This is a genomic window from Thiovibrio sp. Mzg5 (assembly GCF_055379285.1).
In genome coordinates, this window is record NZ_AP022872.1 from 2,319,817 (window position 1) to 2,341,122 (window position 21,306).

Consider the following 21,306-nt stretch of genomic DNA (forward strand, 5'->3'; position numbering starts at 1 on the left):
CAATGCCCGAACTGCCGGAAGTGGAAGTGATCTGCCAAGGGCTAGCCCCCCTGGTGCTTAAGCGCAAAATCCTCTCGGTTTCCTACAGCAATAAAAAGCTGCGCAAGCCTTTCCCTCGGGCCAAGATGGACAAACAGGTCGAGGGCGCCTTCATCCTGGGGGTGGAGCGGCGCGCCAAATACATCCTCCTGCGCCTGACCGGCAAGGCCATCATGCTGTTCCACCTCGGCATGACCGGCAAGATCGGCCTCTTTCCGCAGGACACCCCCCGCCGCAAGCATGATCATCTCCGCTTTCTGCTGGATAACGGCAAGGAGATGCGTTTTAACGATGTGCGGAGGTTTGGCTGTGTCGAGGTCTATTCGGAAAAAGAGCTGCGAGAAAACGATCCCTTTGCCGGTTTGGGGCCGGAGCCTTTTTCCGAGGATTTTTCCGCCGACTATCTGCTGGCCAAGGCACGGGGCAAGAGACAGCCGGTGAAAAGTTTTCTCATGGACAACCGGGTGGTGGTGGGGTTAGGCAACATCTACGCCAACGAGACGCTCTTTGCCGCCTGCACCGATCCGCTAACCCCGGTCAACCGGTTGATGAAGCTCGATTGGCAGCTCATCGTCAAGAAGAGCCGGCTCATTCTTGAAAGGGCCATTGCCATGGGAGGCTCCACCATCTCCGATTACGAGAACGTCAGCGGTGAGGCCGGATATTTTCAGCTGGAGCTTGCGGTGTATGGGCGGCAGGGGCAGCCCTGCCTGCGTTGCGGCCAGCCGATTGTACGCACCGTGTTGGGAGGGCGGGCCACTTTTTGCTGCCCGTTTTGCCAAAAATAAGAGGGGAAAGGCGTTTTTTTCTGGAGTTGCGTATATTTTCCCTTTACTCAGGCGAGGAGCGGATGTATAAAAGTCATATTTGTCACCCCCTGACCGAGGGAAGAGTTGGCTGGGTGATCCAGTAGTGATCACTACCAAGCGTAATGCGCATTGTCGCAATTATTAAAACACACACAGAGGAAGAGAACCATGAAATCAATCAAAACAACCGTTGCCTTTGCCCTGATGCTGCTTCTTGCCACCGGCATGATCGCCTGCAAGAAAAGTGAAGAAGCCGCAGTAGTTCCGCCGGTCGAGCAGGCTGCTCCTGCTGCTCCCGCTGTTGAGCCTGCCGCTCCGGTAGCCCCGGCTCCTGAGGCCGCTGCTCCTGCTGCTCCTGAAGCCGCTGCTCCTGCTGCTCCCGAAGCTCCTGCTGCAAAGTAAGCTGCTGTTTCATATCCGGGCTGGGTTCTTCCCAGCCCGGATATTTTTTTGTCCTTTTTTTCGCGTCCCCCGCCTCAAAAATAAACGCTAGCCCATGATCTCCAGCAGCGCCTTGGCTGCCTGGGCAAGATCCGTTGTGCTGTGATGGCGGGTAACGGAAAATCTGAGCCGCGCTGTGCCTTCCGGCACGGTGGGTGGTCGGACGGCGGTAGCGAAGACCCCTTGCTTTCTAAGCAGATCGGCCTTGTCCAGCGCCGCGCCGCTCTCCCCGACCAGAATCGGGATGATCTGCGAGGACCCAAGGTCCGCGCTGTATCCTCCGGTCCGCAACAGTCCTTTGAAACAACTGATCTTTTCATGCAATTCGCGGCGCAAATTCGGCTCCTGCTGGATGAGGTGCACCGCGGCCAGGGAGGTTGCGGCAACCGCTGGCGGCAAGGCGGTGGAAAAGATAAAGCTCCTGGCCCGGTTGACCAGATACTCGATCATCTCCCTGTTCCCCGCCACATAGGCGCCATAGCTGCCAAGGGCCTTGCCGAAGGTGCCCATGGCCAAATCCACTGCACTGCTCACCCCGTCCTCTTCAATAACCCCGCCGCCGTTTGGGCCAAAAACCCCGGTGGCATGGGCCTCGTCCACCATGAGCAGGCAGTCGAACCGCTCCTTGAGCGCCACCAGTTCGCGTAGCGGGCAGCGGTCGCCGTCCATGCTGTAAATGGACTCCACCACGATCAGGGCTGTGCCGGTGCCCCGTTTTTCCTTGAGCAGCTCTTCGAGATGATTGAGGTCGTTGTGCCGGAAGCGGACCAGGCGGGCGCCGGAAAGGCGGCAGCCGTCGTGGATGCTGGCATGGTTCAGGCGGTCGCTGAAGATGAGGTCGTGGCGGTCCACCAGGGCGGGAATAATGCCGGTGTTGGCCATGTAGCCGGAGCCGAAGGTGAGGGCAGCCTCTTTGCCCTTGAGCCGGGCCACCGCTTCCTCCAGTTCATGATGTACCGCGAGATCGCCGCTCATCAAGCGGGCCGCGCCCGAACCTGCGCCAAACCGGTTCAGGGCCTCGTGGGCCGCTGCGATGAGGGCCGGATGTTCGGCAAGGGCCAGGTAATCATTGGAGGAGAAATCGAGCAGCTCCCGCTCATCGTCTCCGGCAAGGGTGAGCCGCCCTTTTCCCCGGCGGATTACTGGGCGCAGGCTGCGAAGCCCGCCCTTTTCCCGCTGCTGGTTCAGCCATGCCTTCAGATCGACCATAATTGTTTGATCTCTGCGGCAAATTGGAGGTCTGCCTCCGGGGCGCGGCCCCGCTGGGTGAGATAGCCGCCGATCATCATGCCGTCAGCGCCAGCCATGAAAGCGGAGCTTAAAAAATCGGCCAGGGCGGATTCGCGGCCGGCCGCCAACCGGATGGCTGCCTGGGGCAGGATCAGACGATAGAGGGCGATGGAGCGGAGGATTTCCGCGATGGGCAGGGGGGCAAGCCCAGCGCAGGGCGTACCGGGCAGGGGGATGAGGATATTGATGGGCACCGAGTCAATCCCGCATTCGACCAGGCTCATGGCCATGGACAGGCGGTCCGCCTCGGATTCTCCCAAGCCGAAGATGCCGCCGCTGCACACCGAGAGCCCGACCGCTTGGGCGGCCTTGATGGTGGCCACGCGATCGGTGAAGCTGTGGGTGGTGCAGACCTGTGGGAAGAATTCCCGGGAGGATTCCAGGTTATGGTGATAGCGGGAAACCCCGGCTTTTTTGAGCTGACGGAGTTCAGCCTCGCCCAGGATGCCCAGAGAGGCGCAGACCTTGATCCCCACCTCTTTGCGGATGGCGCGGATGATATCGAGCACCTGGGGCAGATCAGCACTTGCCAGTCCCCGGCCGCTGGTCACCAGGGAAAAACGGCTCGCCCCGTTTTTTTTGGCCTCCTGGGCGGAGGTCAGGATCTGGGCTTTGTCCAGCAAGGGGTAAACCGGCGCCTCGGTCTGGTAATGGGCGGATTGCGCGCAAAAATGGCAGTCTTCGCTGCAACGGCCGGATTTGGCATTGATGATGCTGCACAGGGAAAAGGAGGTTCCCCGCCGGGCAAGTTTGGTTGCCAGGGCCTGCCGCATGAGTTCGGCCAGGGGCAAGGCCTGGAGTTCGGTGAGGTCTGGGGGCTGACGAAGCATGGCTTTCACGATAATTGTCCCAAAAATCGGCCACGAAAGAACACGAAATCTGTTGAAATTTTTCGTGCCGTTTCGTGGGGTTCGTGGCTAAAAAAACAAGCGGCGGCAGGCGCCAACCTATTTGAGACCGAAGATCCCGCCCTTCTTGCCGGAAAACGCGGGGGTACGACTTTCCGAGCGGGGCGGCCGAGGTTTGCCGGTCCTGGGCTTGGTGCTCCGGGGGGGAGCGGAAGATTCGGGCCGCATCGCCGGATCGGCGGGCGAGCCGCCAAGGGCTTCCTGGTACAGCTGAAAAAGGAGCAGGCCGTCCGGGAAATAGCTTTTGCGTTTCAGCCAGCCGGGCCACGCCTGCTCCGCGCCGTGGCGGACAAAGGCCGGAAGATTGACCAGCAGCGAGGTAATCTCCTCCCTGGAGGCCCGCTTGACATTGAGGTGCTCCAGATGGGCGTCAATCTGGGTGCGGAGGGTGCGGGAAAAGGTAAAGGCCTCCCGGCCTTCGGCAGGCAGGTTCACCAGGTTGAAACGCGCCTGGGCCCAAGGCAGCAGAAGGACCGCGAGCAGGAGATGTTCCGGCAAGGGGGTGCCTTCGCCATGCAAGCGATCGATCACCTGGCACAGGGCGAAGAGGAGGCGGGTTTCCGGGGAGGGTTCCTCGGGCGCCCGGCTGATGATCCCGTCATAGCAGGGCAGGAGGAGAAAGAACAGTCCGCTGGCCACGGCAAGCCGGCACCAGGGGGCGCAGGCGCCGCTGTTCAGGTCTTTGAAGAATTCGTCCCGCACCCGAGAAACCGGGCAGAGGCGCAGGGTTTCCAGGTTATTGACAATGGCCTGCCAGGTGCGCTCTTCAATGATAAAATTGCTTCTGGCCGCGTGGCGGATGGCCCGCATCATGCGGACGGGATCCCGGATAATTCTCCGGTCCGGCTCCCCGACAATGCGGACAATTTTATTGTTGAGGTCTGCCACCCCGCCCGTGTAGTCGATGATGGTGAAGTTTTCTATCTCGTAGAACAGGGCGTTGATGGTGAGGTCCCGCCGGAAGGCGTCTTCCGCCTCGGAGCCGAAGGTGTTGTTGTGGGCCAGCACCTCGTCCTCTTCCTTCTCCCCCTCTTCAAACTCGCTGCGGCAGCGCAAGGTGGAGACCTCGACGATCTTGTTGCCAAAGAAAAATACCTGCACCAGCCGAAAGCGGCGGCCGATGATCCGGCTGTTGCGGAACAGGGTGCGCAGCTGCCCGGGCCGGGCATTGGTGCTGATGTCGAAATCTTTGGGGGTTTTGCCGAGGTAGAGATCGCGCACCGCGCCGCCCACCAGGTAGGCGGAAAAGCCCGCGTCGCGGAGGCGGTGCATCACCTTCAGGGCCTCGCGGTCGATATCCTTGCGGGAGATGGGATGCTCGGCCCGCGGAATAATGAGGGGCTCCGGCAGGTCAGCCAGATCAGCGGAAGGGTCCATGGGATCTTCGGGGCAGGAGAGCAAGATGATAGGGCTCCTGCTTAATATGTCGCCGTAGGTTCTTTGTACATAGATTCGGCCTGCGAAACAAACTGGTCGAAAACCTCGCGGACGGTGAGGATTTCCTTCATTTTAAAGACATTTTCTCCCGAAAAAACAAGGCCATCTTCCATGTTGCCCTCGCAGGCCGCGGTGAGCCGGTCGCTGATGCAGTAAACATGGTCGCATTTTTTCAGGCACTTGTATTTGCATTCCTTGGCCTTGAGGTCGGCATTGCTCAAGAGCTGCTTGACAAAGGGGGTCTTGATGGCCCGGCCCGGCAAGCCAACCGGGGACTTGATCAGGGCGATATCTTCCCGATTGGCATGCAGCATGGCCTGTTTGAAGCTTTCCGCCACCGAGCATTCCTTGGTGAGGACGAAGCGGGTGGCGATCTGGATGCCGTCTGCCCCGTACTTGTCCATCATTTCCGCCATTTCATACCCATTGGTGATGCCGCCGGCCGCGATCAGGGGAACCTTTTTGACCACCTTGCGGATCTCAGGAAAAAGCTCGCGCAGGGCCCTGTTGGTGCCCAAATGGCCGCCGGCCTCCTTGGCCTCGACCACGATGGCCGCAGCGCCGAGTTTCTCGGCCAGGATGGCAAAGGAGGGCGAGGAAACGATGGAGACAATGGGGGTGTTGGTATCCTTGCCGATCTTGAAGATATCCCGGGAAAAACCGGCACCGGTGACGATCATGTCAACGCCGGCTTCGATGGAGCCCATGACCAGGCTGTAGAAATTCTTCATGGCGAACATGATGTTCACCGCAATGATCCCCTTGGTTGCCGCCTTGGCCTTGCGGATGTCGGCCTGAAGCTCCTCCAGCGGAATGGCCGAACCGCCGATGGTGCCGATGCCGCCGCACTCGGCAACGGGAATGGCCAGGGCCGAAGTGGAGACGCGGATGGACATGCCACCCTGAACAAGGGGTACCTGGGCGGTGAACTTGCCGATGGTAAGGGGGGGTAGCTTCATGAAAGTCTGGTGCTCCGTTTAGTTTGAGGACGAATGAGCAACTATGCTTTTTTTCGTTTTTTTTGTCAAGAAAACCTTCCGGGCCCAAAAGGCGGTTTTTCGCGGCCAGAGAGAAGAATTTTTGCCTTTTTTGCCGGTTTCTGGTTTAAACTATTTAAAATAGCTGCGCTGTGGCGGGAAGATGTACCCGATTTTCCTTCTTCTTTGCAACATATATATGCACGGATCAGGGAATGCTGCATGCTTATTCACCCAAGCCGTATCGGCTTTGACATAGACGGCGTGGTCGCCGATACCATGGAGGCCTTTATCCGCCTGGCCCAAACCGGGTATGGGGCCAAGGTCCTCCCGGAAGAGATCACCGAGTTTCAGGTGGAGGATTGCCTGGCCCTTGACCCGGCCATGGTGGAAGAAATTTTCTCCCGTCTGCTGGAAGAGCCCATTGCCTGCGGTCTGCGGCTTATGCGCCACGCCCGGCAGGTGTTGACCGGATTCGCCGACCATGGCCCCCTCACCTTCATTACGGCCCGGCCGCAAAAAAAGCCCATCGCCCGCTGGCTGAAAAATGAATTGGGCCCGCAGGTCTACGGCCGGGTGCGCCTGGTGGCCACCGGCGAGCACGACAGCAAGGGTGCTCATATCAAGGAAATGGGGTTGGATTTTTTTGTCGATGACCGGGCCCAAACCTGCCTGCAGCTTGCCCAGGAAGAGGGCATTCAGCCCATTGTCTATCGCCAGCCCTGGAACCAGGGCAAGCATGCTCTGCCGGAGGTGGAGAGCTGGCGCACCATCCACGCCCTGTGTCATGGGGAGGGTGCCTGGTGAAGCAGTGTCCCGCTTGCGGCCAGGCAATACCGGCCCATAGAAATCCGGCGCCCACGGTGGATATCATCATCACTCTTGGCGGCGGCGTTGTCCTGGTGAAGCGAAAAAATCCACCTCTTGCCTGGGCTCTGCCCGGCGGGTTTGTCGATTACGGGGAGTCGCTGGAGCAGGCGGCGGTGCGGGAAGCTCTCGAGGAAACCGGGCTCTCTATCCGGCTGGGCCGTCAGTTCCACACCTATTCCGAACCGGATCGCGACCCCCGGCAGCATACGGTGAGCACGGTTTTTCTTGCCACGGCGGAAGGAACGCCCGTGGCTGGCGATGATGCGGGCGAGGTCGCGATATTCCACGAAGAATCGCTGCCGCCGTTGGCCTTTGACCATTCAAGGATTCTGGGTGACTATTTTGCTGCACAACGAGCTGCCGCCTGAAATGAATACCCGTATCCTGCTGGTGGATGACGACCCTTTCATCCTCGAGATGCTGAAGAGTGCCATGGTGGCCTTGGGCCATGCCTTTGATACTGCCATGGACGGCGAAGAGGCAAAGGTCAAGCTCAAGCAGGGTGAGTTCACCATGGTCCTCACCGACCTGACCATGCCGCGCTGCGACGGCATGGAGCTCCTGAAGCATGTCAAGGCGGAATATCCCCAGATCGAGGTCATCATTATCACCGGCCATGCCGAGATCCATGGCTATACCGATGTTATCCGGGCCGGCGCCAGCGATTTCATCACCAAGCCCTTTGGCATGGATGAGCTGGAGGCCAAAGTCAGCAGGGTCATCCGCGAACAGAACCTGATCAGAAAGCTCGAACATCTCTCCATGTGCGATATGCTCACCGACCTCTATAACCGTCGCTGTTTTGAGATGAAACTGCATGAGGAGGTGCCGCGGGCCCATCGGCAGGGGTATCCGGTTTTTCTTGCCCTGCTCGATGTGGACCGTTTCAAGGAGTACAACGACCAGCATGGGCATCAGGCCGGAGACCGGGTTCTGCAGGGGATAGGGAGCATCCTTGTGCAGTGCACCCGGGAAAATGTGGACTGGTGTTTCCGCTTCGGCGGTGACGAGTTCGCCATCATCATTCCTTACGCCACTGTTGCCCAGGTGGGCCAGATAGCCGACCGCATCCAAGAGCGGTACAGTCATGAGTCCAGCTATGCCCCAACCAGTCTTAGCATCGGCCTGGCCCAGTTTCTTAGGCACCCTGGCGCCCCCTGGTCGGAGGATATCGCCGATTTGGTGGCCCGCGCCGACAAGGCGCTCTATTCCGGCAAAGAGCAGGGGGGCAAGCGAGTAATTGCCGACCCCTCCCTGTCGTCTCCCGGAGGATTAAGCGCTGTTCCGAAATAACCTCTGCTCGTTGTTAACGGCAGCGATTGCAACGACGGCTTGCCCACCGGAACTGACCCCCGAAGCGGTAAAAAAATACTGCCACCCAAAAGAGTTTCCGACCAAGCCCCCCTCCCCTGCCCCCTCTGTTTGCCCATTGATTTTCTTTGTTTTCAAATGGTTATGCCGTATTTTTTTGGCAGGGTTGACCTCCGTGTTTTCCCCCAAGGTTTGATCCGTTTGCCGCAGATAAAAAGTTTGTATTTGCCCATATTCTCTGGTATATAAGCTCGATCTATCAAAGGAGGATTGTTTCCATGGCAAAAAGCACAACAGCAACCAAAACGAAGTCCGATGTGAATGAAGGGGAAATGAGCTTTGCTCAGCTTTTCGAGGAAAGTCTCAAGGTAGCGGAGGTGGGTGAAGTCGTATCCGGCACCGTTATCGCCCTGGCCAACGATTTTATCGTGGTGGATATCGGCGACAAGTCGGAAAGTGCGATCCACTGTTCCGAGTTCAAAAACGAAAATGGCGAAATCGACGTTAAGGTGGGCGACATCTTTGACGTCTTCGTGGAGAAGCGGGAGGTCGAAGGCGGCCTGAAGCTCTCACGCGAAAAAGCCATCGGCATCAAGGTCTGGGAAGACATCGCCAAGATCCAGGAAGAGGACGGCACCATCTCGGGCCGGATCGACAACCGGGTCAAGGGCGGATTGTCCGTCGATATCGGCGTGCCGGCCTTCCTGCCCTACTCACAGATCGATCTGCGGCCGGTCAAGGATCTGGACAGCCTCATCGGCCAGACCTTTGAGTTCAAGGTCCTCAAATACAATCGCAAGCGCAACAATGTGGTGATCTCCCGCCGCGCCATCCTCGAGGACGAGCGCAAGAAGCTGCGGGAAGATATGCAGTCCAACCTGGTGGAAGGCCAGGTGGTCACGGGCACCATTACCAATATCACCGATTACGGGGTGTTCATCGACCTGGGCGGCATGGACGGTCTCTGCCACATCACCGATCTCTCCTGGGGCCGTGTTTCCCATCCCTCCAAGCTGTTCAAGGTGGGCGAAGAGGTTCAGGTCAAGATCCTCAAGTACGACCGTGAGAACGACAAGGTTTCCCTTGGCGTCAAGCAGCTCAAGGAAGACCCTTGGGCCACCGTGCAAGAGCGTTACCCCATCGGCGCCAAGGCCATGGGTAAGGTGGTCTCCATCACCGACTACGGGGTCTTCGCCGAACTGGAAGAGGGCGTGGAAGGTCTGATCCATGTTTCCGAGATGTCCTGGTCCAAGAAAACCCGGCATCCTTCCAAGATTGTCGGCGTTGGCGAGGCGGCCGAGGTGGTCATTCTCAACATCGACGTGGATGCCAAGCGCATCTCTCTCGGCATGAAGCAGTTGCAGCCCAATCCTTGGGATCTGGTCAGCGAGAACTATCCGGTGGGCTCCATCATCGAAGGCAAGATCAAGAACATCACCGACTTCGGCGTTTTCATCGGCATCGAGGAAGGAATCGATGGCCTGATCCATGTCTCCGACCTTTCCTGGACCGAGCGAATCAAGCATCCTTCCGAGAAATACGCCAAGGGTGAAACCATCCAGGCCGTGGTGCTGAAAATCGACCGCGAGAACGAGCGCTTCTCCCTCGGCGTCAAGCAGCTGGAGCCGGATCCCTGGCAGGCCGCCATCGAGAAATATTCGGTGGGTAGCACCGTGCAGGGTAAGATCACCAATGTCACCGAATTCGGCATCTTCGTGGAAGTAGAAGAAGGCATCGAAGGGTTGATCCATGTTTCCGAGATCAGCAAGGACAAGGTTGCCACCCCGGTTGGTCTGTACAATGCCGGTGATTCCGTGGAAGCAAAGGTGATCAATGTTTCCGCCAAGGACCGCAAGATCGGCCTCTCCATCAAGGCACTGACCGATGATTCCGGCGAAGGCAACTACGAAGAGTTCAAGCAGAAGCAGTCCAAGAGTGGCCCGTCCACCATTGGCGATCTGTTGAAGGAAGAGATGGACAATAAGGCCCAGGAGTAACCAGGCCGAAGCCGTTGTTCCAAAGGAGCCGTAACGAAATGGTCAAAGTACAGGTTGTTTCGTAACGGCTCCTAATTTTTTTTGATTTTGTGTCACGGACATGTGTGGGCTTTCCTTTTTTACGAGTCCATCAAATTTTCATTGCCAGGTTTGTCATGCCACAAGGGTTATTCCGCCACAAGCATCCGGTCCTCACGGGATTATTGGTCCTGGGGGCTATCATGCTGTTTTTCTGGGGTGGAATAACCTTTTTTGTTGTCCACCTCGCCGGTCCGTCCAAATCCGAGCTTTTCCTCAAGGAAGGGATCGGGGTTATTGATGTCAAGGGAGTCATCCTCGAATCCGAGGCAACCCTTGCAGATCTGGTGGCCTTTCGGGAAGAGCCCAAGATCAAGGCCATTGTCCTGAGGATCGACAGTCCCGGCGGGGCGGTGGGCGCTTCCCAGGAGATTTATGACGAGGTCAAGCGGACCAGCGGCATCAAGCCGGTGGTCGCCTCCATGGGTTCGGTGGCAGCCTCGGGCGGCCTGTATGTTTCCCTGGGCGCCAGCAAGATTGTTGCCAACCCCGGCACCCTGACCGGCAGCATGGGGGTGATCCTCAAGTTTGCCAATCTGGAAGGGCTGTTTGAGAAGATAGGCTACAAGAACGAGGTGGTCAAAAGCGGCAAGCTGAAGGATATCGGCTCTCCGTCGAGGCCCATGACCGGCGAAGAGAGGCTGATGCTCCAAGGCATGATCGATGTCGTTCAGAGCCAGTTTGTTCAGGCCGTGTCCGAGAGTCGGTCCCTGCCCGTGGCAGAGGTGAAAAAGATTGCCGATGGCCGTATTTTTTCCGGACAGCAGGCTAAGGAGTACGGCCTGGTTGATCAGCTGGGCAATTTCAGCGACGCGGTCATGCTGGCCGCCGACCTGGCCGGAATGAAGACGGAAAAGATGCCGGAACTTATCTATCCCCGGGAAGAAGATTTTTCCTTCCTGCGTCTGATGACCGGTAAAAAAAGTGAATCGCTATTACAGCAGACAGGTTTATCCGGTCCGATGCTGGCCTATGAATGGACAGGGACCTTGCGATAGGAGTGTATCAAAGATGTTGAAACGGGATTTGGTAAATGCAGTGGCCGAAGAGATGGGCGCATATCTGAAAAAGGATGTGAGCCAGGCCGTTGATATCATGTTGGACACCATAGTGGAGGCCCTGGCCGAAGACCGGCGGGTCGAGATCCGCGGTTTTGGCAGTTTTTCCGTGCGCCAGCGCAAGGCGCGGACAACCAAGAACCCCAGGACCGGCAAGGTCATGAAGATTACCTCCCGCAAAAATCTGCACTTCACCATGAGCAAATCGCTGAAAGACGCCCTGATCCAGAACGGGAAGTAACCGGGGCCCGGCCTTTGAGGGCATTCCCCCCCCCTTCAAAAATGGCTGGTGTCTCCTTTTCCCTGACGCAACACCTCCGGCGTATCGCCGATAAGCGAGACCACGGATGATGGCTCCGGGTATATCGTGCCGCCGTCAATGATGATATCCACCAGGCGACCAAACTGTGCCTCGATTTCAAAGGCCTCGCTCATGGGTGGATCGTCCGGGTCTTGGATGGCGCTGGTGTTGAGCATCGGGTTGCCCAGGGCTTCGATGAGCGCCAGGCAGATCGCGTTGTCCGGCACCCTGATCCCCACGGTTTTCTGCCGACTGAGCATGATTTTCGGCACCAACTTTGCCGCCTGCAGGATAAAGGTGTAGGGGCCGGGCAGATCTTTTTTCATGATCCTGTAGCTCATGTTGGAGACATGGCAATAGGTGCTGACGTTTTTGAGGCTTGAACACATGAAGCTGAAAGGCTGGTGTATCGGCCTCTTTTTTATTTGATGGATCCGCTTGATCGCCTTCTGGTTGAACATGTCGCAACCGATGCCGTAGACGGTGTCGGTGGGATAGCAGATCACCGCCCCTTTGCGCAGGGCCTCCGCCGCCTGTTGGATCAAACGGGGTTGCGGGTTGTCCGGATTGATGTCAAGTAGCACGCGGCGATCCTTTTTGCTGGATACGGGTGGATGGCAGATAACCCCTTCTGGGGATTGAGATTCTTTCCCCATATTGTACGGGACTGCCCGGTAAAAGGCAACAGCGAAGCAGTGACAGCTGGGAAGCGACGATGAGCATAGCCTGCGGCATAGATATCGGGACCAACAGTTTCCGTTTGCTGGTGGCCGAGGTGCGGGATGGCTGCCTCCTCCCCCTGGCCCACGATCTGGTTACGGTCAGGCTGGGTGAAGGTCTTGGCGTTAGCGGTCTGCTTGCTCCCGCGGCCATGCTTCGAGCCGAAACAGCCCTGGCCCGCTTTACCGGAATAATGGCACCATACCCGTTACACAGCGTGCGGGCCTGCGCCACCCATGCCGTGCGCACAGCCACCAACCGGGAAGAATTTCGCCAACGGGTCAAGGGACTGACCGGGCTTACAATCGAGGTGCTCTCCGGCGAGGAGGAAGCCCGCCTTGCTCTGTTGGGGGCGCTTTCCGCCCTGCCTGAAGAACGGCGGCGCTATCCCCTGCTGTTGGTGGACGTGGGTGGGGGCAGCTCTGAAGTCGTCCTCCAGGCCACAGCCGGGAGCGCGGCCCGGATGATAAGCCTGCCCCTGGGCGCGGTAGGATTAACCGAGGAATTCGGTGCGGATCGCGAGGCTATGCGCGAGAAGATCAGGGCTACCCTGACCCCGGCTCTGCGGGGTATCGCCGAGAGGGAGCTGCTCGGGCAAGATTCCCTGCTGGTGGCTTCCGGCGGGACAGCGACCAGCTTGGCCGCTCTTGCCTTGGGGCTGGACCGCTATGATGCCCAGCAGGTCCAGAATTACCCCTTGAGCCAGGCGACGTTGCCCCGTCTGGTGGCCTGGCTGGCCACCTTTTCCTCCAAGGAACGCAACGGTCTGCCCGGCCTGGCCGATGGGCGCGGGGAGATTATCGTGGCCGGGGCTGAGATCTTGCAGGAGTTACAGGAGGCGCTGGCAAGCCCAGTGCTGGTCAGCGATGCCGGGTTGCTGGAGGGCATTCTCCTGAGCGGAGCAACAGGGTGCTGACCTTGCCGCGAGCGGCAAATGCGCTCCCCCTGCAAACTCGCCATTGACCTCCGGATTGAAAGTTTTTTATAGTGAAGACTCTACGTTTTTTTGCCACCCGTTTTCAGGGTGGCGCTCTAGTATCTCAGATCGCCTTGGCAAGCGAGGCGCATCACCTGCCACATTTTTTTTGAGGGAGTCCGCTGATGTCACTCGAGACAATCGAACATGCCTATACCTTTGATGACCTGCTTCTGGTGCCGGCCGCTTCCGAAGTACTGCCCACCGAAGTGAGCCTGGCCACGATGCTCACCAAGACCATCACCCTGAATATTCCCCTGGTCAGCGCGGCCATGGACACGGTCACCGAGCATCGGGCCGCCATCACCATGGCCAGGGAGGGCGGGATCGGGATTATCCATAAGAACATGGGCGTGGAAGAACAGGTCCGCGAGGTGCGCAAGGTCAAGAAGTCCGAGTCGGGCATGGTCATCGACCCGATCACGGTGAACGATGCCCAGACCGTGCGCGAGGTCAACGAGATCATGCGCAATTTCCGGATCTCCGGGGTGCCGGTTCTCCGCGGCACCAAGCTGGTCGGCATTGTCACCAACCGCGATCTGCGCTTTGTTTCCGACGAGGATTTGCTGGTCCGGGATGTGATGACCAGCAAGAACCTGGTCACCGCCAAGGCCGGCATCACCCTGGATCAATCCAAGGCCCTCCTCCATGAGCACCGGATCGAAAAACTCCTGGTGGTGGATGATGAGGGCAATCTCCAGGGGTTGATCACCATCAAGGACATTGAAAAGGTGCGGAAGTATCCCAATGCCGCCAAGGATGACCTGGGCAGGCTGCGGGTGGGTGCGGCCATCGGCGTGAACTCCGCCTTGGAGCATGTGGAAAAATTGATCGGCGTCGGGGTGGATGTGGTGGTGCTTGATTCCGCCCACGGGCATTCCCGGAACATCTTGAACGCCCTGACCCGGATCAAGGATGCCTTCCCCGAACTCCAGGTCATTGCCGGCAACGTGGCCACGGGGGAAGGGGCCGAGGCCCTGATCCGGGCGGGAGCTGATTGCGTCAAGGTCGGGGTCGGGCCCGGCTCCATCTGCACCACCCGCATCGTGGCCGGGGTCGGAGTGCCGCAGATGACCGCGATCCACAACTGTTCCAAGGCCGCGGAAAAATTCGGCGTGCCGGTGATTGCCGATGGCGGGATCAAGTACTCCGGCGAGATCGCCAAGGCCATCGGCATCGGCGCCCGGGTGGTCATGATCGGCAGCCTCTTTGCCGGCACCGATGAGTCCCCCGGCGAGACCTTTTTGTACCAGGGGAGAACCTACAAGGGTTATCGGGGCATGGGCTCGCTCGGCGCCATGAAGCAGGGCTCCAGCGACCGCTACTTCCAGGAAGGGGTGGAAAGCCAGGCCAAATACGTGCCCGAGGGGATCGAAGGCAAGGTGCCCTACCGGGGGCCGCTCTCCGACATGATCTACCAGCTCATGGGCGGGTTGCGTTCCGGCATGGGCTATCTGGGAGCGGCCACCATCGAAGAGCTGCGCCAGAAGGCGCGGTTTGTCAAGATTACGGCGGCGGGTCTCAAGGAAAGCCATGTTCACGATGTGATCATCACCAAAGAGGCTCCGAATTATCGGTTGGGGTGAAACTAGTACAGAGTGCTGAGTGCAGACACCAAAGGTGCAAAATGGATATCCACAGCGAAAAGATACTGATTCTTGATTTCGGCTCCCAGTACACCCAGCTCATTGCCCGGCGGGTGCGGGAGGCCGGGGTGTATTGCGAGCTCCATCCCTGGGACATGACCTCCGAGGAGATTCGAGATTTTGGCCCCAAGGGGATTATCCTCTCGGGCGGGCCCCAGTCCGTGCATGAGGCCGAGACCCCCCGCGCCGCCGAGGTGGTTTTCACCTTGGGCGCGCCGGTGCTTGGCATCTGTTACGGTCTCCAGACCATGGCCGCCCAGTTGGGCGGCGAGGTTGAATCGGCCAGCCATCGCGAATACGGCTATGCCCAGGTGCGGGCCCGCCACCATTCCCGGCTCCTGCAAGACATTGAGGATCATACCAGCCCCGAGGGCTTTGGCCTGCTCGATGTCTGGATGAGCCACGGCGACCGGGTCACCCGGCTGCCCAAAGGGTTTCAGGCCATCTGCGAGAGCGACAACGCCCCGCTGGCCGGGATGGGAGACGAAAGCCGCAACTTCTACGGCCTCCAGTTTCATCCGGAGGTGACCCATACCCGCCAGGGCCAGCGGATCATCGAGCGTTTTGTCCACGAAATTTGCGGCTGCGGCCGCCTCTGGACGCCGAGCAATATCATCGACCATACCATCAAGCAGATCCGCAGCCAGGTCGGTGCAGACGAGGTGCTGCTGGGGCTTTCCGGCGGGGTTGACTCCTCGGTGGTCGCGGCCCTGCTCCACCGGGCCATCGGCACCCAGCTCACCTGTGTTTTTGTGGACAACGGCCTCTTGCGGCTCCATGAAGGCGATCAGGTCATGACCACCTTTGCCAAGCACATGGGAGTCAAGGTGTTGCGGGTGGACGCGGAGGAACGGTTTCTTTCCGGACTCAAAGGCGTGGAAGACCCCGAACAAAAACGCAAGATCATCGGCAACACCTTCATCGAGGTTTTTGAGGAGGAGGCGGAGAAGCTCGCCAACGCCAAGTGGCTGGCCCAGGGTACCATCTACCCCGATGTTATTGAGTCGGCCGGGGCCAAAACCGGCAAGGCCAAGATGATCAAAAGCCACCACAATGTGGGCGGGTTGCCGGAGCACATGAAGCTTGGCCTGGTCGAGCCCCTGCGGGAGCTGTTCAAGGATGAGGTCCGCGTCATCGGGGTTGAAATGGGGTTACCCTATGAGATGGTCTACCGCCATCCTTTCCCCGGCCCTGGGCTCGGGGTGCGCATCCTGGGCGAGGTGCGCAAGGACTACGCCGACACCCTGCGCTTGGCCGATGAGATCTTCATCGAAGAGCTGCGCAAGAACGAGCTCTACGATAAGGTCTCCCAGGCCTTCACCGTGTTCCTTCCGGTGAAATCGGTGGGCGTGGTCGGCGACAACCGCCAGTACGCCCATGTAGTGGCCTTGCGGGCCGTGGAAACCGTGGATTTCATGACTGCCCGCTGGGCGCATCTTCCCTATGATTTCCTCGACCATGTCTCCCGGCGGATTGTCAACGAGGTGCGCGGCATCTCCCGGGTGGTCTACGATGTGACCGGCAAGCCGCCGGGAACCATCGAGTGGGAATAGCCCCAGTTGTCGCTTTACCCCGCCGTTTTCTTTGTGATACCATGAATGGCAGGATGCTTTTCTGAAGGGGCGCAGATTGTTGCCGACTAATCTCTAAGGGGAAAGGGGTTGCCGTGAAGGGTGGAGAGAAAGAGATGCGGGATCTTGAGCTAGCCAACCGGCTTCTGGACAGTTTTTCCCAGATTGCCGGGGTGATCAACACCCCCCGCCTTGACTATCAGACGCGTCTGGGCCGGATACTCGAGGTTATCCTCGAGTATCTCCGGGTGGAGCAAGGCTCCCTCATGGTGCTGGAGCGGAAGAAACATCTGGTGGTCCGGGCGGCAAGCCGACCTGAGATTCTCGGCCATGAGCAGACCCTTGACGATGAACGGTCCGTGGCCGCGTGGGTGGCCAGACATCAGGAGCCCCTTTTTATCAAGGATATCTCCAAGGATGCGCGCTTTGACCGCCTGTGCCGGAGCAGCTACAAGCGCAATTCGTTGCTGTCCATGCCGATCCTGCATACGGGCAAGGTGCTTGGCGTCATCAATGTGACCGACAAGATCGGCGACCGGGATCTGCTCAAGGAGGATATCACCCGTCTTTTTGACTTCAGCAGCATCATTCTCTCCTTGCTTGTCCAAGAAAATCTGCAACAGGATCTCCGTCGGCAGCAGCGCATCCTCCGGGAACGAAATCTTGAGCTGCGGCATCAGGAGACCTTGCGCGCCGAACTGTCCCGCATGCTGATCCATGACCTCAAGGGGCCGCTTTCCGAGGTGGTGGCCAATCTCGATATCCTCTCCTACACCGTTTCCGAGGATAACCGGGAATTTCTGGAATCGGCCCAAATGGGATGCGACCGGGCGGTGCGCATGGTTTCAAACCTGGTGAGCATCGGTAAGATTGAAGACGGCAAGCTGGCGCCCATCAAAGAGGTGGTCGAGCCCGGCCCCATGCTGGCCGAATGTCTGAGCAGCATCAAGGGCATGGCCAGGATCAAGGCGGTGGAGCTGATCCTGGAGGTGGAGGCGGATTTGCCACGGATTGCCCTGGACCGGATTCTCATCCTGCGGGTGTTGCAGAACCTGCTCACCAATGCCCTGGGCTATTGCGCGAGCAACACCACCATCCGCTTTGGCTGTCGGCAGGTCCCCGGCAAGAAAAAGTTGGAATTTTATGTGCAGGATCAAGGCCCTGGAATCCCCGCTTCCAAGCATCGCACCATTTTTGAGAAATACGCCAGGATTTCCGACAAGCAGGATGCCCTGATCGGCACCGGCCTTGGCCTTTACTTCTGCCGTCTGGCCGTGAAGATTCACCAGGGCAGGATCGGCGTGGAGAGCGAACCGGGGCAAGGTTCCCGTTTTTATTTTACCTTGCCCCTGTAATACAGAGCTGACAGCTTTCAGCAAAGGGAAGAAACGCAGGATGAAGCTCAAAGCCCCAAAAGACATGGTTTTTCTGATCGTGGATGATATCGACAACATGCGCCGCTCCATCAAGGCCATGCTGAAGCTGGTCCAGTTCGGCAAGGAGTTTTATGAGGCGGGCAATGGCCGGGATGCCTGGAAGCTTCTCCAGGATGAGAACATCGCCATCGATTTTATCATCTGTGATTACAACATGCCCTATATGTCCGGCACCGAGTTGCTGGGGTTGATCCGGGCCACCACGAAGCTGCGCGATGTTCCCTTTCTCATGGTCACGGCGGAAGCCAACATGGATATTGTCGCCGAAGCGGCCGAGCAGGATGTTGACGCATACATGACCAAGCCCTTTGTCACCGCGACCTTGGAGCAGAAGGTTATGGAGCTTCTCGGCCAGCTCAATAACCCTTCTCCCTTCAACCAGCTGCTGCTTCAGGCGCGCACCCTTGATGAAAAGGGCGATCTGGACGGCGCCATTGGCGCGGCCACGGAGGCGGCCAAGATCAATGACCGGTCTTCAAAGCCCTACCGGGAACTGGGGAGGCTCTACGGGAAAAAAGGCGACCTGAAAAAAGCCCAACTCTGCTTTGAAAAGGCCGTGGAGATCAACCGGCTTGATGTCAGTTCCTACCATGCCCTGGGCCAGATTTATTTCCGGCAGGGCAAGATGGATATGGCCCTGGAAAACTTCAACCGGGCCATGGAGATCAGCCCCAGGCATGCGGACCGAGCCATGAATTTTGCCAAGCTGCTCATCAAGAAAAAAATGCTGCCCGAGGCGGAGAAAGTCTTGCGTCTGGTGTTGAAAACAAAGGGCAACGATATCGACTTCAAGGAAGATATTGCCGACACCTGCAGCGGCTGCGGCTTGGGGGAGCTGGCGGTCAAATCCTACCGCGAGGTGCTGAAGGCGGACCCGGAACGCATCTATCTGAACAAAAAAATCGGCATGGCCCTGTTTACTGCGGGCGATTGCAATGAAGCGGTCAAGATGCTGGAAAAGGCGGCGGAAAAAACCTCCGAGGACATCGAACTTTTCCTGGCCCTGGGCAAAGCTTATTATTCCATGAAATTTCCAGTGCGGGCCGACCAGTGGGTTTCGAAGGTGCTCCGCCTTGAGCCCGGACATAAGGAAGCCCGCGCCATCCTGGACAAGTGTCTATAAGGCCAGGGCCGGACGTTTTTCGACAAGGAACAGGCTATTTCATCCATGGCAGAAGAATTCACCATCGTTCTCGCCCTCCAGTCCCTGAACTCCCAAGGGCAAAATATCCTGGGAGAAAATTGGGCGGATTTTCTTTTGGACCTGCGCCAGGCTCTTGCCGGAAAAGGGCATGAAGATCCCGCCAGCACGGAGACCCTGCTGCTTTTTCATTTCGCGCAGCCGGATACCGCCTGTGTTACGCTGCTGGAAAGTCTGACCCGGTTGAAAAAGGTGTATGAGTGGAAGAAGAATGTCGGCCCCCTGCCCCTGCACATTGTTCTGCATCTTGAAAAAGAGGGCGACCCCCCTGGACCCTTGCATGACGCTACGGCGAGCTTCTGGGATCTTCTCCAGCTCGAGCAGCCCTATGTAACGTCCCCCTTGAAACAGCAGTGGGCGGAAAATCCGGCCGGTGAAAATGGTTTGTCCCACACCTTTGCCGAGGCTGGCAATGGGTTGTATCTTCTCTCCTTATCCATTCCGGAAATCCCGCGCATCGAGATTTTTCCCCACCGCGCCCTTCCCCTTGCCGGACCGCTTGCCCCCTGTTTTTACTGCGGCATGACCACCCACAAGCCGGCGGACTGCCCTGGGAAAATGTTGACCATGGCCACCCAGGGGATTTCCCTGGCCGGGTATCTGCCCCTTGAAACATTGAGCGAACTGTTTGGCAAGGCCCTGGCCGTGCAGGAAAAATTGGCCAACCTGATGGCGGCAGGGCTTACCGTATCCCAGATCCGCCAGAGTCCCCTCCTCCAGGTGTATCTTGCCTATTTTGACCTGAACCTGATCTGTCAGCCCAGGTTTTTGTGGAACATTGCCTTTAACAGCAATGCCAAATGGGAGGAATTGACCAAGCCGGAGACGGTGTCGGTGGACAGCCACAGCCTGCATCTTGGCCTTGATTGTCTGCGGGTGGGCCAGTACGCCCAGGCCGAGGATCTCTTTGTCGAGGAAAGCAGACGGCCAAAGGGCAAGCAGTTTTATGCCACAATCGGTCGCGCCTTTGTCGCCCTCGAGCTCGATCGGGACAACGATCTCGAGCATTTTCTGGAACATGCCGCGGTGATGGCGAATTCTGACAAGGAAAAGATCTATATCTCCCTGTTGCAGTCCAGGTATTATGCCCTCCACGATGATCACTGGAAGGCGGGACACGCGCTGGACAATGTTTTCAGCCTACGCCGGGATCTTGCCGAGGCCCTTTATCGGCAGGTCCAGCTTATGGTCCAGGGGGATATGGGAGAGAAAGGCCTCCGGCAGCTCCGGGCTCTGGTTGCCGAACGCAAAGAGCTGTTTTTGGCCGCGCTCATGGACCCGCAACTGCTTGCCGTTGCGGGTCCGGTTGAGGATCTCCTCGCGGTCCGGCTACAGGTCCAGCGACAGGAGGCCGAAGAAAACCTGCTGAAGGCCCAGACGGTCTGCCAGGATATCCAGACTTGGTTTCCCGAGGAGGATGAAGGCCCGGCCCCCCTGTTCGCCGACCTTGCCGGCCTCGAAACGCAGTTTGCCCAGGGAAGTTATTACGACCTTCTTGAGGTGGCGCACAAGGCCCAGGCGTTGTTGCGGGGCTGCTACCGATTGCAGGAAAACGCCCTTGATGCCATGAAGGCCGATATTGCCCGGATGCTGGCGACCTGGGAATCCTTTAGGCGTTACTGGCAGGGCTATCCCTACCAGTCTTTTTTTGGAAATTTTCAGGAAATTCTCCAGGCGACTCGCAAAAACCTCAGTGAAATAGAAACCCTGGCCCTGCAGAACATGCACGGCCAGCTCTACCAGACGGTTCAGGAGCGGCTGGCCCAGGTTCGGGAGGGTTGCGACGCCTTGACGCCTCTCTCTGCAAGGATGAATTGGGTAAGAATTTTGTTCGACGGGGCAAAGCTGTTTGGCCGAAAATTGCTCATGACCGAGGTGGTTCTGCTGGGGGTGGGGGCGTTGCTCTTTCCCCTCCTGGCCTTCTTTCTGGCTGGTGACTCCGACGGGGTGCTCGCGCTGCTGACCAACTCGTGGCTCCAGAGACAGGCGCTGCTCATCGTCACCCTGTTTGTCGCGCCGCTGTTCGCTTTGGGCCAAACGCTCTGGCAGATGATGGACACCTAGCAGGATCTCGCCTCCAGGGGCAGGTTCTGATGCGTGGTGCGCCCGACAGGATTCGAACCTGTGACCTACGGCTTAGAAGGCCGGTGCTCTATCCGACTGAGCTACGGGCGCCCATGTGCGACAGATATTAGAACGATCAGGCCAAGAAAGCAATACCGTTTTCGCCCTTGCATCCC

At 58.4% G+C, this 21,306-nt stretch carries 19 protein-coding genes and 1 tRNA gene; 14 read left to right on the forward strand and 6 right to left on the reverse strand.

Annotated features, from left to right (window positions below):
• Positions 1-2: 2 nt before the first annotated feature.
• The gene (mutM, locus tag ACZ46D_RS10685; RefSeq protein ID WP_464927422.1) at positions 3-827 is read left to right on the forward strand and encodes a bifunctional DNA-formamidopyrimidine glycosylase/DNA-(apurinic or apyrimidinic site) lyase; all 825 of its coding nucleotides are present in this window, start codon (positions 3-5) and stop codon (positions 825-827) included.
• Positions 828-1,016: 189 nt separating this feature from the next.
• Positions 1,017-1,250 carry a hypothetical protein gene (locus ACZ46D_RS10690; protein WP_464927423.1) on the forward strand — a complete coding sequence of 78 codons (234 nt, stop codon included), beginning with the start codon at positions 1,017-1,019 and terminating at the stop codon, positions 1,248-1,250.
• 87 nt (positions 1,251-1,337) lie between these two features.
• Here ACZ46D_RS10690 and bioF read toward each other — a convergent pair whose 3' ends face one another.
• The 4 genes from bioF to ACZ46D_RS10710 form a co-directional block, all read right to left on the reverse strand.
• Complete coding sequence (gene bioF / locus ACZ46D_RS10695) at positions 1,338-2,498, reverse strand: 8-amino-7-oxononanoate synthase (RefSeq protein WP_464927424.1); 1,161 nt, start codon at positions 2,496-2,498, stop codon at positions 1,338-1,340.
• Positions 2,486-3,409, reverse strand: coding sequence for a biotin synthase BioB (bioB, locus tag ACZ46D_RS10700; protein ID WP_464929284.1), 924 nt, complete (start codon positions 3,407-3,409; stop codon positions 2,486-2,488). Before bioB ends, bioF begins: the two co-directional genes overlap by 13 nt.
• Positions 3,410-3,526: 117 nt before the next feature.
• Positions 3,527-4,864 (reverse strand): poly(A) polymerase, encoded by a 1,338-nt coding sequence (locus ACZ46D_RS10705; RefSeq protein WP_464927425.1) that lies wholly within the window; start codon positions 4,862-4,864, stop codon positions 3,527-3,529.
• A gap of 41 nt (positions 4,865-4,905) precedes the next feature.
• Positions 4,906-5,883 (reverse strand): NAD(P)H-dependent flavin oxidoreductase, encoded by a 978-nt coding sequence (locus tag ACZ46D_RS10710; RefSeq protein ID WP_464927426.1) that lies wholly within the window; start codon positions 5,881-5,883, stop codon positions 4,906-4,908.
• Between the two features lie 240 nt (positions 5,884-6,123).
• Between ACZ46D_RS10710 and ACZ46D_RS10715 the strand changes: the two genes are divergently transcribed.
• The 6 genes from ACZ46D_RS10715 (at position 6,124) to ACZ46D_RS10740 (ending at position 11,456) form a co-directional block, all read left to right on the forward strand.
• On the forward strand, positions 6,124-6,708 hold the full coding sequence (locus ACZ46D_RS10715) for a 5' nucleotidase, NT5C type (RefSeq protein WP_464927427.1): 585 nt from the start codon (positions 6,124-6,126) through the stop codon (positions 6,706-6,708).
• Positions 6,705-7,139, forward strand: a complete 435-nt coding sequence (locus tag ACZ46D_RS10720; RefSeq protein WP_464927428.1) for an NUDIX domain-containing protein — start codon at positions 6,705-6,707, stop codon at positions 7,137-7,139. The genes ACZ46D_RS10715 and ACZ46D_RS10720 overlap by 4 nt, the downstream gene beginning before the upstream one ends.
• Positions 7,105-8,064, forward strand: coding sequence for a GGDEF domain-containing protein (locus ACZ46D_RS10725; RefSeq protein ID WP_464927429.1), 960 nt, complete (start codon positions 7,105-7,107; stop codon positions 8,062-8,064). Before ACZ46D_RS10720 ends, ACZ46D_RS10725 begins: the two co-directional genes overlap by 35 nt.
• 296 nt (positions 8,065-8,360) lie before the next feature.
• A complete protein-coding gene (locus tag ACZ46D_RS10730) occupies positions 8,361-10,079 on the forward strand; it encodes a 30S ribosomal protein S1 (protein WP_464927430.1) in 1,719 nt (572 codons plus the stop codon).
• 221 nt (positions 10,080-10,300) lie between these two features.
• Entirely contained in the window at positions 10,301-11,155 is an 855-nt protein-coding gene (gene sppA / locus ACZ46D_RS10735) for a signal peptide peptidase SppA (protein ID WP_464927431.1), read from the forward strand.
• A 13-nt stretch (positions 11,156-11,168) separates the two neighbouring features.
• Positions 11,169-11,456, forward strand: a complete 288-nt coding sequence (locus ACZ46D_RS10740; protein ID WP_307632554.1) for an HU family DNA-binding protein — start codon at positions 11,169-11,171, stop codon at positions 11,454-11,456.
• 35 nt (positions 11,457-11,491) lie between these two features.
• On the opposite strand, the gene ACZ46D_RS10745 is transcribed toward ACZ46D_RS10740, so the two are convergent.
• Positions 11,492-12,100: an L-threonylcarbamoyladenylate synthase gene (locus ACZ46D_RS10745; protein ID WP_464927432.1), complete on the reverse strand. Its 609-nt coding sequence runs from the start codon at positions 12,098-12,100 to the stop codon at positions 11,492-11,494.
• 131 nt (positions 12,101-12,231) lie between these two features.
• On the opposite strand from ACZ46D_RS10745, the gene ACZ46D_RS10750 reads away from it, so the two are divergent.
• The 6 genes from ACZ46D_RS10750 to ACZ46D_RS10775 all read left to right on the forward strand — a co-directional run bounded on the left by ACZ46D_RS10750 (position 12,232) and on the right by ACZ46D_RS10775 (position 21,130).
• Positions 12,232-13,152, forward strand: a complete 921-nt coding sequence (locus ACZ46D_RS10750; RefSeq protein ID WP_464927433.1) for a Ppx/GppA phosphatase family protein — start codon at positions 12,232-12,234, stop codon at positions 13,150-13,152.
• Between the two features lie 185 nt (positions 13,153-13,337).
• Entirely contained in the window at positions 13,338-14,798 is a 1,461-nt protein-coding gene (gene guaB, locus ACZ46D_RS10755) for an IMP dehydrogenase (protein WP_464927434.1), read from the forward strand.
• A 41-nt stretch (positions 14,799-14,839) separates the two neighbouring features.
• Positions 14,840-16,411, forward strand: a complete 1,572-nt coding sequence (gene guaA, locus ACZ46D_RS10760) for a glutamine-hydrolyzing GMP synthase (RefSeq protein WP_464927435.1) — start codon at positions 14,840-14,842, stop codon at positions 16,409-16,411.
• 134 nt (positions 16,412-16,545) lie between these two features.
• Positions 16,546-17,784, forward strand: coding sequence for a GAF domain-containing sensor histidine kinase (locus ACZ46D_RS10765; RefSeq protein WP_464927436.1), 1,239 nt, complete (start codon positions 16,546-16,548; stop codon positions 17,782-17,784).
• Positions 17,785-17,824: 40 nt separating this feature from the next.
• A complete protein-coding gene (locus tag ACZ46D_RS10770; RefSeq protein WP_464927437.1) occupies positions 17,825-18,988 on the forward strand; it encodes a tetratricopeptide repeat protein in 1,164 nt (387 codons plus the stop codon).
• A 45-nt stretch (positions 18,989-19,033) separates the two neighbouring features.
• Positions 19,034-21,130: a hypothetical protein gene (locus ACZ46D_RS10775; protein ID WP_464927438.1), complete on the forward strand. Its 2,097-nt coding sequence runs from the start codon at positions 19,034-19,036 to the stop codon at positions 21,128-21,130.
• 34 nt (positions 21,131-21,164) lie between these two features.
• Here ACZ46D_RS10775 and ACZ46D_RS10780 read toward each other — a convergent pair.
• A tRNA-Arg gene (locus ACZ46D_RS10780) sits at positions 21,165-21,241 on the reverse strand.
• Positions 21,242-21,306: the final 65 nt, after the last annotated feature.